The 14,118-nt window shown below is 48.3% G+C and carries 12 protein-coding genes; 4 read left to right on the plus strand and 8 right to left on the minus strand.

Annotation, left to right across the window (positions count from 1 at the left end):
• From ACTHMC_RS28680 to ACTHMC_RS28690, 3 genes are all read right to left on the minus strand, one after another.
• Window positions 1-1,269 (minus strand): DEAD/DEAH box helicase (locus tag ACTHMC_RS28680; RefSeq protein WP_440418515.1); only part of this gene is annotated, 1,269 nt, incomplete at its 3' end.
• A 209-nt stretch (window positions 1,270-1,478) separates the two neighbouring features.
• A complete protein-coding gene (locus ACTHMC_RS28685) occupies window positions 1,479-2,246 on the minus strand; it encodes a lysophospholipid acyltransferase family protein (protein WP_440418516.1) in 768 nt (255 codons plus the stop codon).
• A 64-nt stretch (window positions 2,247-2,310) separates the two neighbouring features.
• Entirely contained in the window at window positions 2,311-2,802 is a 492-nt protein-coding gene (locus ACTHMC_RS28690) for a DUF4258 domain-containing protein (RefSeq protein WP_440418517.1), read from the minus strand.
• 76 nt (window positions 2,803-2,878) lie between these two features.
• Between ACTHMC_RS28690 and mtaB the strand changes: the two genes are divergently transcribed.
• Both mtaB and ACTHMC_RS28700 read left to right on the plus strand, forming a co-directional pair.
• On the plus strand, window positions 2,879-4,135 hold the full coding sequence (gene mtaB / locus ACTHMC_RS28695) for a tRNA (N(6)-L-threonylcarbamoyladenosine(37)-C(2))-methylthiotransferase MtaB (RefSeq protein ID WP_440418518.1): 1,257 nt from the start codon (window positions 2,879-2,881) through the stop codon (window positions 4,133-4,135).
• A 49-nt stretch (window positions 4,136-4,184) separates the two neighbouring features.
• Window positions 4,185-4,475, plus strand: coding sequence for a hypothetical protein (locus ACTHMC_RS28700; protein WP_440418519.1), 291 nt, complete (start codon window positions 4,185-4,187; stop codon window positions 4,473-4,475).
• Here ACTHMC_RS28700 and ACTHMC_RS28705 read toward each other — a convergent pair.
• Window positions 4,472-5,038, minus strand: coding sequence for a YdcF family protein (locus tag ACTHMC_RS28705; RefSeq protein WP_440418520.1), 567 nt, complete (start codon window positions 5,036-5,038; stop codon window positions 4,472-4,474). The genes ACTHMC_RS28700 and ACTHMC_RS28705 overlap by 4 nt on opposite strands.
• Window positions 5,039-5,349: 311 nt before the next feature.
• Between ACTHMC_RS28705 and ACTHMC_RS28710 the strand changes: the two genes are divergently transcribed.
• Window positions 5,350-6,774, plus strand: a complete 1,425-nt coding sequence (locus ACTHMC_RS28710) for a response regulator (RefSeq protein ID WP_440418521.1) — start codon at window positions 5,350-5,352, stop codon at window positions 6,772-6,774.
• Here ACTHMC_RS28710 and ACTHMC_RS28715 read toward each other — a convergent pair.
• Both ACTHMC_RS28715 and ACTHMC_RS28720 read right to left on the minus strand, forming a co-directional pair.
• Entirely contained in the window at window positions 6,771-7,196 is a 426-nt protein-coding gene (locus tag ACTHMC_RS28715) for a response regulator (protein WP_440418522.1), read from the minus strand. The genes ACTHMC_RS28710 and ACTHMC_RS28715 overlap by 4 nt on opposite strands.
• Window positions 7,197-7,201: 5 nt before the next feature.
• Window positions 7,202-8,731, minus strand: a complete 1,530-nt coding sequence (locus ACTHMC_RS28720) for a sensor histidine kinase (RefSeq protein ID WP_440418523.1) — start codon at window positions 8,729-8,731, stop codon at window positions 7,202-7,204.
• 269 nt (window positions 8,732-9,000) lie between these two features.
• On the opposite strand from ACTHMC_RS28720, the gene ACTHMC_RS28725 reads away from it, so the two are divergent.
• Window positions 9,001-10,098: an NAD(P)H-dependent flavin oxidoreductase gene (locus ACTHMC_RS28725; protein ID WP_440418524.1), complete on the plus strand. Its 1,098-nt coding sequence runs from the start codon at window positions 9,001-9,003 to the stop codon at window positions 10,096-10,098.
• Window positions 10,099-10,153: 55 nt separating this feature from the next.
• On the opposite strand, the gene ACTHMC_RS28730 is transcribed toward ACTHMC_RS28725, so the two are convergent.
• Window positions 10,154-13,564 carry an ATP-binding protein gene (locus ACTHMC_RS28730; protein ID WP_440418525.1) on the minus strand — a complete coding sequence of 1,137 codons (3,411 nt, stop codon included), beginning with the start codon at window positions 13,562-13,564 and terminating at the stop codon, window positions 10,154-10,156.
• On the minus strand, window positions 13,536-14,114 hold the full coding sequence (locus ACTHMC_RS28735) for a DUF4194 domain-containing protein (RefSeq protein WP_440418526.1): 579 nt from the start codon (window positions 14,112-14,114) through the stop codon (window positions 13,536-13,538). The genes ACTHMC_RS28730 and ACTHMC_RS28735 overlap by 29 nt, the downstream gene beginning before the upstream one ends.
• Window positions 14,115-14,118: the final 4 nt, after the last annotated feature.

A 14,118-nucleotide genomic window follows, 5' to 3' on the forward strand; every position in this document is an offset into this window, starting at 1 on the left:
GGCAGCATCCCGCGCATTGTAGCGTGGCGCAGGCTCCTGTTGCTTGAAACTGGGATCATGTTCTTCATCGATCACTATCAGTCCCAGGTCAGTAAAAGGAAGGAATATGGATGAACGGGCACCCAGCACCACTTTCAGCTCACCATTCTTTACTTTGTTCCAGATCTCTATCCGCTCATTCTGATTGAACCTGGAATGGTAGATGCCGATATAACCTCCGAAATGTTTCTGCAATCTTCGTATGATCTGGCTCGTTAGTGCGATCTCCGGCAGCAGGTACAACACCTGCTTTCCCTGGCGGATGGCATTTTCGATCAGACGCACATACACCTGTGTTTTGCCGCTGGCAGTTACGCCATGCAGCAGGGTTACGGGCTTTTGTTCGAAGGATTGTTTCACCTGCTCGTAGGCTGCTTCCTGGGCAGGCGTAAGGGTGAAATCTATTTTTATATCATGTGGAAGATAAAGCAGGCGGTCGACCTGGCGCTTCTCCAGCCAGAGAATATTCTTATCTACCAGGCCTTTCAGCTGCGCATCGGAAGCACCGCTTTTTTTCAGTAATTCCGATTTGGTGACCTCTCCCGTTGTTTTCTGCAGGTGCAGGTAACTGAGGAGAAGCTCCATCTGCTTTTCGGCGCGCTGCAGTTTCCGATCTTCATTCAGCAGGTCGGCCAGTGCATCTTCATCCTGGTAGATCACATTCAGCTGAACGAAGGTTTCCTTCTTCGGACTGTAAGTTTCCTTCAGCGCTTCCCAAACGGAGCAGACCTTCTTCTCGATCAGTCTTTTTATAACGGGGTACACATGTGAAGAATCAAGCACCTGCTGCACTTCCGGCACTTTCAATTCTCTCTTGATCAGCAGGGCTTCCGCCAGCAGATATTCATCGTGGTCCAGCGCGGAAAAATCCTCTCCGTATTCTTCATTGAACACGATTGTGGTTTCACTGCTGAGCTTGAAATGTGCCGGCAATGCAGCGGCCATCACTTCTCCTTCTGAACACATATAATATTGCGAGATCCATTGCCAGAGCTGCAACTGATGTGGAAAGATGATGGGCTCCACATCCAGCACATTGAGGATATCCTTGGGCTCGAAGGCCTGCGGCATTTCCTGGTGCAGGGCGCGGATCACGCCTGCATATTTTTTGTTCTTTCCCAGTACTACCTCAACGCGCACGCCGGGCCGCACCTGGTTGCGGAACCGCTCAGGTACGCTCCAGGTGTAGTTCCTGGGCAGGGCCAATGGTATGATAACTTCTGCAAACAAGATTCAAATGTAAGTCAGATCATCGGGTTTTTAATCAAGGGGAACTGTTGCATTTTATCGGAGGGTACCAGTAGCTCGCCTCTGGCGAGTTACTGATATTTAGTCGCCTCCCGGCGACGCTGTGTTCGCCAGAGGCGAACAAATACAGGTCACACGCGGTGACTCGAGCGACTGCAGCACCCTGTTACTTTATGCAGCACCCTGCTACTTCATTCTGCTTCCTTGATCCAGTCTGCCTGGTATTTCCTGAGTGCTCCCGCCATTACATTGTACACTTTTTCTTTCAGTGCAGGCAGGTCCTTTTGCGTGAGCCCTTCCACGGGAACGGGCGCTAAGAAAACACTGCGGCTTTTTCCCGGGTTGAGGGAAAGCACGCTTTTATAATGTTGCCTGGCATAGGTATCCAGGAATAATAGTGGCTTGATGGGCGTTTGTGTTTCGATGGCAATCCGGAAAGCGCCGTCATAAAAACTTCTGAGGGGCTCCTGCGATTCATTGAAAGTACCTTCAGGAAAAATGAATATGGAAATTCCCCTGCGGATCACGGACTTCAGTATGCGCACACTTTTAGCGCGGTTCTCGGCACTGGACCTGTCTACCGTTACTGCCGCATTCCGGTAAATGAAGCCGAAGACCGGCACTTTTCCCATTTCTGCTTTCCCAAGAATGCGGAGCGGCTGCCGGACCGTTTTCACGATCACGGGAATATCCAGGTAAGAGATATGGTTGGCAACGAAAATATATTGCTCCTTTTTATCATGCGGCGATTCAAAGATATTCCGGTGACGGATACCGATGGAGAAGAACCAGATATCCGTCCAGCACTGGCATGCCCTGTAGATGATATTACCTCCCCTGATCTTGCCGAAAAAAGAAGCGATGATCACTACCGGAACAACCAGCAGCATCAGCACCACAAAAATGATAGCGGCATACAGGAAATAGAGGCCTCTCAGGGGCATTAAGATATACTTCATCAGGGTCGAAAGCGTAAATATAATATTAGGATCGCATTACCCGAACTACGTAATAGGTTTTAACTTATTTGCAGTTGCAGGGCCAGTCGGTATCCAGGTCAATCACGGTGATCACCACCATGCCCCTGTCTGAGGGTGCAAAAATGATCCGCACTTCCTGCCCGTCCTTTGTTTTGCCCTCCAGGGCGTATTTGGGATCGGGTCTGGCGGCGGGCTCGCTCTTTCGGTCATTGATCCGTCCATTGAGCAGGATATCCCGTACTTCGGCCTCATCGATATGGCGGCAGCCCATGCGGCAGCGGGCATGTTTGGTAAAGATCAGCTTTTCCGAGCGGCGGTTGAAACCTTCGGGCCGGTTGGGCTCGTCGCTGGGTGGTTTGGCCGGGTCACGGCGCCCCGGCAGGCTGTCGCGCTTATTATCAGCCAGTTCTTCCCTTTGTTCCTGCCGGGCTCTTTCCTTTTCCTGCCGCGGCTGATGTTTCCTGATCAGGGTGGCCACCATCACCGCTATGAAGGCTGCCAGCATGATCACATACTTGCTTTTTGAGGTCTTCATTCAACCTGTTTTGTGCAAATTAACGGCAAAACCCAAACTATCCTATCTTTGCGCCCTGATGGAAACAAAAAGAACAGTGGCATTTCACACCCTGGGTTGCAAACTCAATTTCTCGGAAACCTCTACCCTGGCCAGGATGCTGGAACTGGATGGCTTCGAGAAGCGGGCCTTTGAGGACCTGGCGGACGTGTATGTGATCAATACCTGTTCTGTAACGGAGAATGCCGATAAGGAATGCCGTCACCTGGTACGCCGCATCCAGCGCAAGGCGCCACAGAGCCTGGTGGTGATCACCGGCTGTTATGCGCAGCTCAAACCAAAGGAGATCGCTGAGATCCCCGGTGTTGACCTGGTACTCGGCGCGGCCGAAAAGTTCAATATCGGACAGCATCTGAAAGAGCTCACCAAAGGGAATTCCGCCCTCATCTGCAGCTGTGATATAGAGGATGTGAGTGGCTTCAACGCCTCCTATTCCCGTAACGACCGCACCCGCACCTTTATGAAGGTGCAGGACGGCTGCGATTACAATTGTTCTTTCTGCACTATACCTATGGCCAGGGGCAAAAGCCGCAGCGATAATGTGGAGAATGTGGTAAAGCACGCTACCCGCCTGGGCTCAGAAGGTGTGAAAGAGATCGTACTAACAGGTGTTAACCTGGGCGATTTCGGCAAGGGCGCCGATGGCAACAAGAAACATGAGGAAGACTTCTTCCAGCTGGTGCAGGCGCTGGACCAGGTGGAAACCATCCAGCGTTACCGGATCTCCAGTATCGAGCCCAATCTTTTGACCAATGAGATCATTGAACATGTTGCCAACAGCAATAAGTTCATGCCTCATTTCCATATTCCCCTGCAAAGCGGCAGCAATAAGATCCTCGGACTGATGCGCAGGCGCTACAAAAGAGAACTGTATGCCGACCGTGTTCAGCTCATCAAGACCCTGATGCCACACTGCGCCATTGGTGTGGATGTGATTGTGGGATTCCCCGGCGAAACCGACGAGGATTTCAAAGAAACATTCAACTTCCTTCACGCCCTCGATATATCCTATCTCCACGTTTTCACCTATTCGGAGCGCGACAATACCAAAGCGCTGGAAATTACACCCGTTGTCCCCATCGAGGTGAGGCACGAACGCAACAAAACGCTGCGCAACCTTTCCTACATGAAAATGCAGTACTTCACGCAACTCCATGCCGGTCAGACACGTAAAGTATTGTTTGAGATGTTCGACAAGAACGGGATGATGGAAGGTTATACTGACAATTACATCAAAGTGACCACTCCGCACCGTACAGAATGGGCTAACCAGATCGTGGAATGGAAATTGTAAATCCAGGTATAAAACCTTTTCCTGCTATTTACTGTTATAGTTATCAGTCATGAAAAAATTCCAGGTTACGATACATTTTGAAATGGATGATGAGTTTACCTCCCTGGTCCCCTCCCACCGTGTATACATCAATACATTGATCGAGAAAGGGATCATCGATCAGTATGTGGTAAGTATGGAGTCTCAGCGTGTGTGGATCACTTTCACTGCTGAAGACAAGGAAGAAGTGGATGATTACCTGTTGAAATCACCGCTCTTCAAATACTGGAGTTACGAGATCGATGAATTGTTTGTGGTGGATGGCCAGCATTACCGCCTGCCCGCAGTGAGGCTCAATTAGTAAACCAGCATGTATTTGTAGAATGCCGGAAACTCCCGCATCACGTAAAGTACGTCCTTTCCGAAATAGCTCCTGGAATGATCGCCCTCCACGTTTTCAAAACCCAGCTTCTTTACTATATATTTACAACGCAGCACATGGAACCAGCTGCTCACTACCACGGCTGACCGAAAATGGCATGTCTGATTCAGCGTGATGAAATTCTTCGCTGTGAGATAACTGTTAGCTCCTTCATTATCGGTATAAACATCACCGGCTGGCACGCCCTGCTGCAGGAGATAGTTCCGCATGGCATCTCCCTCGGGATAACCCGAATCACCTGTTCCCCCGCTCACCATGATTTTTCCGACCTGCTTATTACGGTAAAGAGTAAGCGCAGCATCTACCCTTCCTTTGAGCCAGGGGCTGAGACCGCCATGCCGGTACACCGTATTACCCAGCACAATGGCCACATCGGCATTGCCTTTAAAATCCCGCAGCCCAACAATGGCGGCCCAGGAACAATGAATAATCATCCAGATGAAAACGAGGAGAAGACTGCGCCGGAAAACTTTGCTGCTCATGATGAGAAGTATGGATTAAGGGGATTACTGTTTGAAAATCAATTTGCAAAAATGGCTTCAGCCCGCAAATTAACCTATGCAATTTTTTTGTGAAAGAATATATTCTTACCTTTTTCGGGTAATTATACGTAGCAATTCTCCGATCGGCCTTATCCTACAAGGGCAATCCTTACTCTGACCTCCATTTCAGGGCCTCTTTGGTCCTGGAATGCGACATTTATTGACAAAATAAGAAAACTAAAGGTTAGCGATAACCGTAAATGGTTTTGATGCTCCGGACCATGGCCTGCATCACACCACAATCAAGCGCTATGATCAATTCTACGCACCTTTGCCATATCCTCATTGTTGAAGACAGTCCCAGCGACTTATACCTTTTCAAGGAATATCTCCAGTTATCTGAATTGAAAGTAGACAACCTGCATCATGCCGCGTCCCTCGCTGAAGCCATGCCCATTGTGGAGAAGCATCAGCCCGATCTCATCTTCCTGGACCTTACCCTGCCGGACAGTGATGGCATCGACACATTCAAACAGCTTCACCAGCAGGCCTCCCATATCAGCATCATTGTGCTCAGTGGCCTCGATGATGAGCAGGTGGCCCTTCAGACCATTGCCGAAGGCGCCCAGGACTATCTGATGAAAGGCGAATATGATGAAAAGCTGCTCACCAAGGCAATCATGTACAGCATCGAACGGAAGAAGATCCTGCAGCATGTGGTTGAGAATTATGAACGTTTCAATACCCTGATCAAAGCCACCAATGACACTATATGGGAATGGGACCTCAGCAGTCAGCAGATCACCTGGAATGAAGGTATCACCACTACTTTCGGGTACCTTGCCTCAAAAGTGAAACCAACCAGCAACTGGCATCATAAAAACATACACCCTGACGACCGTGAACGGGTGCTCAGCAAGATAGAACGCTGCCTCAGCGAAGGACAGGATCAGTGGGAAGACGAATACCGTTATCTGACTGCTGCCGGCATCTACAAAACGGTATACGACCGTGGGTATATTCTCAGGCGCGATCTGAAGCCATATGGTATGATCGGCGCTATGCTTGACATCACGGAGCGTAAACGCAAGCAGGAGGAACAGATCGAAACGCAGAAACTGATCACCCGGATCACCATTCAGACACAGGAGCAGGAAAGAAGGGAGATCGGGCTGGAACTGCACGATAATATCAACCAGATCCTGGCCACGGCCAAACTCTGTGTTGATATGGCCATCAATGAAGAAGATATCAGCAAGGAATTGCTTTACAAAAGTTACGACAGTATTTCAAAAGCCATCAATGAGATCCGCTCCCTTTCCAAGAACCTGGTACCTCCATCCCTGGGTGATATCGGTTTGAAGGAAGCCTTGCTGGAGATGATCGAGAACATGACCGTTACGCCCGGCCTGAAGATCAGGATCCGCGCCAACGATCCGCATATCGAGAGTTTATCCAATAACAAAAAACTCATTATTTACCGGATCGTGCAGGAGCAGGTAAACAATATCGTGAAACATGCAAGGGCCAGTCTGGCTGAGATTGAATTGAAGACGGATCAGCAACAGACGCATCTTACCATTAAAGATAACGGCATCGGTTTCGATCCAAAGAAAAAAGGGAAGGGTATCGGACTGCATAATATCTACAGCCGTGTGGAAATGCAGAACGGTCATATGGACATTATCAGCAGCCCTGGCGAAGGTTGCATGCTGAAGATCACGATGCCGCTTTAAAATTTCTCCGGGAAGTACTGCTTCAGCACGTCCATCAGCATTTCCTGCGTAAGTGGCTTGTTCCTGAATTCCGCGATCATATTGTGGTTTCGGGCTTTCACTTCATCTTCCGGGTTATAGGAAGTGGTAAGCATTACTACCACAACACGGGCCTTCTGGTCAGGTGTAAGCTTTTTGTATTCATCCAGGAATTCCCAGCCATCCATGGCGGGCATATTGATATCGAGAAAGATCAGATCAGGCGTGGTAGAGACTTCAGGTTCTCCTTCAGGACCTGATTGCAGAAATTCCAGCGCGTCAGTGGCACTTTGTTCAACCTGTACGGTTTCAGTACAGCCTGCTTCATCGATGATCATTTTGTTCAGGTAATTTGTTGGCTCATCGTCGTCGATCAGTAGGATGCAGTTTAATTTTCGTTTCATGTCAGTTATGTTTCTGAGATCGTGAAGAAAAAGGTACAGCCCTTGCCAGGCTCTGACTCTACCCAGATCTTACCGCCGTGTAACTCTACTATTTTTTTACAATAGGCAAGCCCGATTCCCGTGCCTTCATAATCTTCTCTTTTGTGCAGCCGCTTGAACAGCACAAATACTTTTTCTGAATAGGCAGGGTTGATGCCGATGCCATTGTCTTTGAAAGAGAACACCCAATGCCCGTTCTCTCTCTCAGCCTTAACACTTACTTCGGGTGCGATATCCTTCTTACGGAATTTCATGGAATTGCTTACCAGGTTCTGGAACAATTGCTTCAGTTCCGTTTTATATCCTGTGACCTCCGGTAGTTTGCCGCTTACTACTGTGGCGTTATTCTCGCGGATGCTCCGGTCAAGGTCATGCAACACGTCTTGTAACAACTCATTGCAATCGATCGGTACAAGTTCTTTCTCTTTTCCCAATCTCGAATAGTCGAGCAGGTTATGGATCAGTACCTTCATGCGGTCCGAGGACGCCGTAATGAAATCCAGGTACTGGTCTGCGTTCTTATCGAGCTGCCCATGGTACCGTTTCCGCAACAGGTCCACAAAACTGGTAGTGGTACGCAATGGTTCCTGGAGATCATGCGAAGCTACGTAAGCAAACTGTTCCAGGTCGCGGTTTTTTACTTCCAGCTCCGCAGTTCTCATTTTCACTTTCCTTTCCAGCGAGTTATTCGCCTCGCGGATCTCTCTTTCCAGTTTTTTCTGCTGGGACACGTCCCTGATGGCCGCAGTGAAAAGCATTCCGTCTTCAGACTTCATAGGACTGAGACTTATTTCGATGGGGAATTCATCCCCGTTCAATCTTCTTCCAAAGAACTCCAGTCCTTCCACAATGGGGCCTGGCTTTTCGGTTTTGCCGGCGCTGCTGCGTCCCATGGCCAGGAGGCTTTCATATCGTGAAGGCATCAGCAGTTCCACATTGGAACCGATCATGAGATCACGATCATAGCCGAACATCTTTTCCGTTTGCGCATTCACCAGCTGAATGGTGCCACGATCATCCATGATCACCATACTGTCCGGCGCGGCTTCCAGCAGGTTCCTGAATTTCTCTTCCGCTCTTTTGCGTTGTTCCACTTCGGCTTCAAGCTGTTTGGAGGAGCGAAGGGAAAAAGCAACCGGCAGTAACCTGATCAGGTACATCACAGTCAGCCAGCTCAGAATTCCGGTAGCAAACCGGGTCAATGCATTCAGTCGGTAAAACGGAACCCAGAAAGTGATGGCATCGAACAGGTGCGTGAGGCCGCAGGCCAGGATGAATGCGGCAAACAGGAAATACAACCTGTAAAACCGGGCATCATGCCTTTTGGATATATAACGCATGATGATCAGCGGGATGGCGAAATAGGCGGACCAGACAAGCAGGTCACTGATAATATACAGCCATCCATGAAAATCAGTCCAGGTTCCGCATTTCCAGCGGGGAGGCCAGTCCGAAGTATCCAGTAACTTTTCAAAGAATTCGATTACCTGCCGCATACAGTGTTATTGAAGCCACATCCGGCAGTTCTAAACATGCTAGAGCCTGGCTCAGGATGAAGGCCACTAAAGTTACAATCAATTTCCTTTAATTATCAAGTCAAGGTAAAACAGCCTCATTCACATTGACAATATAAATATTTATTTGACAATTCGCAATCTGCTGGGAAAGAGAGCGTTTTCGTATTTATTGTCATAGGGGTAAAACGAAAGGATGTGTAATTATCCGGTAAATTGCAGACTAACCTTTGCCCCTAAAAATTCTATGTATGAAATGGCATAACAAAGTCACTTCATTGCTAAATATCACTTATCCCGTTATCCAGGCGCCCATGCTTGGCATTACCACGCCAGAGATGGTGGCAGCTGTTTCCAACGCCGGTGGGCTGGGATCCCTGCCTGTAGGCGGCCTCTCAGCCGATCAGACAAGGGAACTGATCCGTGCCGTGAAGGAGCGGACCAATAAGCCTTTCGCCGTTAACCTTTTTGCCCATTCCAACCCCATTTATATTGATCCGTTGGCCTTTTCGGCCATGCAGCAGTTCCTCACCACGTTTGCGGCTGCCCATGAAATCGCGTATGTGCCGCCGGTACTGGACCTTCTGAAATACAATACCTATCACCACCAGATAGATGTACTGCTCAGTGAAAAGATCGCCGTGGTGAGCTTCACTTTCGGGATCCCCGAAGATGAGTATATCGCCACGCTGAAGAACCGGGGCGCCAGGCTGATCGGAACAGCCACCTGTGTGGAAGAAGCCCTGCTGCTCGACAATAAATTTGTGGATTTGATCACCGCTCAGGGAGCCGAAGCGGGTGGACATCGTGGTACTTTTATAACAGACGGTCCGCCGCCGATGATCGGCACCATGAGCCTCGTTCCCCAGATCGTGGATGCTACCCGCCGGCCGGTGCTGGCTGCAGGTGGCATCGCCGATGGCAGTACCATGATGGCTGCTATGATGCTGGGCGCGCAGGGCGTACAGGTAGGCAGTGCCTTCCTGGTCTGTAATGAAAGCTCAGCGCCGGTGTCGCACAAGCACCGGATCCAGAATGCATCGGCCAGCGATGCGATCTTAACCAGGAATTTGTCAGGGAGATGGGCAAGAGGTATCGAAAATAAACTCATCCGCGCTATTTCGGAATCAGGCCTCACGCCACTGCCCTACCCTGTTCAGCAAAGTCTGACGGCAAGCATAAGAAGTTTCGCGCAGCAGAAGGATCTGGCGGATTTCACTACCATGTGGGCCGGGCAATCAGCATCAAAGGCTGTGAGAAAGTCAGCCGCTGCGATATTCCAGTCATTTATTGATCAGGCGCAAACGAGCTTTGAGCAGATAGAGAAGCATGTGCAGGTGAGGGATTGATCGATATCAGGAACCTAGTCCCTTTTCAAACAGGTATCGCTGAATAAATGCCTGATCACGATATGGATTTTCCCTTTTCATTTCTGGTTGCCTTTCGCTGCTTCTCTTTCAATTCCATTTTGGTCATATTGAAAAGAATACTGTTCCTGCTGTTCACTCTTTGCACCAGGTGTACGTGTGCAATAAAGTCTTCCACAATCTGTATTTTATCACTTGGAGTAACCACCAGTAACTGCAGGTGTAACTGCTTACACAGTTCCATCAGATACGTAGCCTTCTCTTCATCCTGGTTACTGAAGCTCTCATCCACTGCAATGAATCGAAGACTTCTCGCATTTTTTCCCTCCCTTGTAATACCGAATTGATAAGCGATTGCCGAACAAAGAATAGTATATGTCAGTTGGGCTTTCTCCCCACCGGAAAGCTGTCCCATCTGCCTGTACGTTTTTTTCAGCTCATCTGTATTCCTGAAACGTTCATCAGCCCAGAATTCAAACCAGTTCCGGACATCCAGTACCCGGCCGCGATATGACTCCCCTTCATCCAGGTTGTTGATAAGGGGCTGCACCTTAGTTCTGAAATGTGCAGCTTTCTCATCAAATGAACTTTGCTGCCAGTTCACAGCCTGCGGAAGTGCTTCAAGCAACATATTCCTGAATTCTTTAACGGTTGCATCTGCAACAGAGCGGATTCCCAATTGAATATATGTATCCGGAAGTCTGTTGAAGTTGATGCCCGCGAGGGATTTGTTCAGTACATCGATGCTCTGACGAATGGTTTGCTCCCAGTTACTGAGCTCTTCATTGAGCTCTCCCATTTTATATACCATGGTATCATGGAGGTAGCGCTCAAAATCTTTTTTGTACTTTGGCAGATTATCTGTTTCCAGCTTGTCCAGCCACTCGATGTATTCTCCTGCGAACTCTTTTTCATTCGAGAAAGGTTGAACATCCGCTGCCCAGTCTGTAAATCTTTGCAGCGTTTCCAATGGCGGGTTCTTGATCTTATGGATGGACCTTTCAATAAAGCTTCCTTCCCTGCTCACCATCTCTTCAATTTTCTGAGCCCTTTCTTCAATTTTATCCTTCAGTCCGGAAAACTGTTCCTGGATATTTTTGAGGGAAATTTCGGCAAGCCCGGTACTGTACTTTTGTTGAAACTCCAGCAATCTTTCTTTATCCTCAGCAGAAAGAATATTTAATGCAGGCATTAGCCCACGCTGATCTGCATCCATTTCTTCAAGCCTTGTTTCATCAACTTTGATCCTTCCGACAAGTTCATCCCGCTCCGCTTCCAGCTCATTTCTTTTTTTAAGAAGTTCATCAACCTGCTTCGTCAGGATTTTCAACTGATCGCTCGACTCTTTGAGGGAACCGATCTGATCCTGTGTTTTCTTGATTGTCCTTTGAACAGCACTAACGTTCAACAGGTCAAACCTGCTTTGCTCAGTGATCTGCATCACAGCATTCAACTGACGTTGAAATTTTTTATTCTTAGCTTCAGATCTTTGTTCCGCCTCGCCCGCTTTCTCAATTTCGGCCAGTAACTGCAAACGTCTGTTCTGAAGGGCTTCCCGCTTACGTTCATTATTCCACCCCATCACATAATTACTGGCATCATTACTTTGAGGGCGATCATCTTTTTCATGTCTGGAGCGGTTCTTGATCAGTCCATACACCGTTATGGCTTTATCATAGCGCTCCAGCTCTTTTTCATTATTGGCGCAATAATAATCCATGTGCACAATGATATGCTGTTCCACCCAATCACTTAAAGGATGTTCAGGATGGAATTCCAGCAGGTTCACTATGGCGCCATCTTCGGAGTGTCTGGGCACCGCTATATCCTGAACATGTTCATATATCAGCCTGGCCCTCAGGTTCGTTTGATTCACATACTTGCTGACCTTACGGTAATGCTTATGCGGGACCAGCATTCGGATGGCAAGTCCACGTAACAGTTTTTCCATTGCCGGTTGCCATTCCAGTTCCTCCGTTCTCACCTGCATCAACTCTCCTGCAAACGGCAGCTCTGACGTATCAAGCTTCAATGCAGCACAGATATCCTTTCTGAGGGCAACCAGATGTCCGGGAATATTATGCTTGCTGTGTTGAAGCATATTGAACTCTTCCTCAATACGGTTCTTTTCCTCTTCGGCTTTCTTTAATCTATCCTTTGCATCCCATCTTTCTTCATCATTATTCCTGACCTCCGTTTGTACTTTTTTACTGATCCTGTCTGCCTCCTTTAGTATCCGCTGGAAAGAAGGTTCGTCAACTGGCTGGTCCTGAATTCCCAGCTCGCGGCTCCAGTCATTGAATTTTTCCAATGCCAGTTCTGCCTGTCTGAGCTGGACTTCCTGGTTCTCCAGGTCTTTCTCCAATTGCAACAAACGTTGTCCGGCCTTATTACTATCCAGCTGGTTTTGCAGTTGCCTCTCCTCTTCCAGCATTGAAGAGATCCTGAGCCTGGCTTCTGCCAGCTTTTCCTGCAATGCTTTCACTTCCTTTTTACCCAGCACAATACCTGCATCAAGCAGGTTGTATTTGGTATAAATATTCCATAATCTGGCAATATCGATTTCCTCTTTGGCTCTCACCAGTTCATCAGCCTGTTCCTTATAAACCAGGAAACTCTTCTGCAACGGCTTGAGTAACCTGATCTGCTCCTCCACTTTTTCAATATTCCGTTGCGCATCCAGCAGTGTGCCGAGGTGTTTCTTCAGGTCCTGGAACTGCTCTTCCATATTGCGGGGCTCCAGCATATGCGTGCGGATGAAACCATTGAGCTCACCAAGCACTTTGATACCCACCGTTTGGTTGAAAAGCCCCAATGCCTGTATGCTCTGCATACCAAGCACATCCACCATGCGTTGTGCATAGCGGCTCGCACTATCGAACCACTCTACTGTTTTACGACCTTTATTATGTTGTGTATCGATTCGCTTTCTCCAATTGCCATTCAGATCAAAGGGCTTAAAATCATCTTCAATATGGAGTGGTTTATGAGCGATGGCAAATACGCGCTTCATTTCATTGCCACTGAAGTAACGCACCTGGAAAAGTGTAACGTATTGTTCAGCCTCATTCGCGAAATGCGCCAGAAGCACACTGTAGGCGGTCTCGCGGGATTCCCGCAGGTAAAGGGTTTTGGTTCCCTGCCCATTCTCAGTACCTACTGTACCGTATCCACCCATGATATAGGATTCTTCGGTACGGTCGCCTTTCTTTTCAGAGCCTGAGCTCTGGTTATAGAAACGATATTTTTTTTCAGGAACAATAAGCGTCAGCAATGCATCCACGAAAGTGGTCTTGCCACTTCCGTTGGCGCCGGTGAGCAGGGATGTTTCCCCACCAGGATTGATCTTCCACACATGTTCATCAAATGTACCCCAGTTGAAGATCTCCATATACTGCAACCTGAACCCGCTCTTGCCATCATCCGTGCTGAATACCGTTAGCTGCATGTGCCTGTAATTGTTGTTTGAAGTTTTCCAATATTTCGTTATCAACTTTTGCCTTGATGATCTTGCGGACCCTGAATTTCTGTTCATCAGGTATATCATGATCTTCCACACGATGCAGGAATCCCATCTCTTCCACGCGATCGATCAGCTTATCGAGCTCTTTGATGAATTTCACACGGCTGGCATTTTCTTTAAAGAAGAGTTCAGCATACTCTTTGATCTCGCGTCGCTTCCGGATCAATTCCCGGCTGGTAACCTCTCCTACTTCGAACTCCGCCATCATATCGCGCAGCAAAACCAGCAATACACTTTCTTCATAGTTGATGTTTGTCCGGCGGACCCATCCTGCCGTACTGTCTTCTTCATCGAGTTTCATCTGCTCCAGGTATGCATAGCCATCATCCTTGTCAAGTACCAGGATCAGTCCAAGCTGTTGCAGGAAAATAGTGAGCTCACCCTGGTATTGCAGCAGCTGTTCCCAGGCTCTCTTTTCAAAATACTCAACTGGCCCTTTCAGCAGTTTGATGAATAATCCGGTGTATGGAAGCATTAGA

The sequence above is a fragment of the Pseudobacter sp. genome, assembly GCF_051955275.1.
GTDB lineage: Bacteria > Bacteroidota > Bacteroidia > Chitinophagales > Chitinophagaceae > Pseudobacter.

Excerpts from the sequence above, each read along its gene's own strand:
- ACTHMC_RS28685 (WP_440418516.1), bottom strand. The coding sequence starts at position 2,246 with ATGAAGTATATCTTAATGCCCCTGAGAGGCCTCTATTTCCTGTATGCC.
- ACTHMC_RS28690 (WP_440418517.1), bottom strand. The coding sequence starts at position 2,802 with ATGAAGACCTCAAAAAGCAAGTATGTGATCATGCTGGCAGCCTTCATA.
- ACTHMC_RS28700 (WP_440418519.1), top strand. The coding sequence starts at position 4,185 with ATGAAAAAATTCCAGGTTACGATACATTTTGAAATGGATGATGAGTTT.
- ACTHMC_RS28705 (WP_440418520.1), bottom strand. The coding sequence starts at position 5,038 with ATGAGCAGCAAAGTTTTCCGGCGCAGTCTTCTCCTCGTTTTCATCTGG.
- ACTHMC_RS28710 (WP_440418521.1), top strand. The coding sequence starts at position 5,350 with ATGATCAATTCTACGCACCTTTGCCATATCCTCATTGTTGAAGACAGT.
- ACTHMC_RS28715 (WP_440418522.1), bottom strand. The coding sequence starts at position 7,196 with ATGAAACGAAAATTAAACTGCATCCTACTGATCGACGACGATGAGCCA.
- ACTHMC_RS28720 (WP_440418523.1), bottom strand. The coding sequence starts at position 8,731 with ATGCGGCAGGTAATCGAATTCTTTGAAAAGTTACTGGATACTTCGGAC.
- ACTHMC_RS28725 (WP_440418524.1), top strand. The coding sequence starts at position 9,001 with ATGAAATGGCATAACAAAGTCACTTCATTGCTAAATATCACTTATCCC.
- ACTHMC_RS28730 (WP_440418525.1), bottom strand. The coding sequence starts at position 13,564 with ATGCAGCTAACGGTATTCAGCACGGATGATGGCAAGAGCGGGTTCAGG.
- ACTHMC_RS28735 (WP_440418526.1), bottom strand. The coding sequence starts at position 14,114 with ATGCTTCCATACACCGGATTATTCATCAAACTGCTGAAAGGGCCAGTT.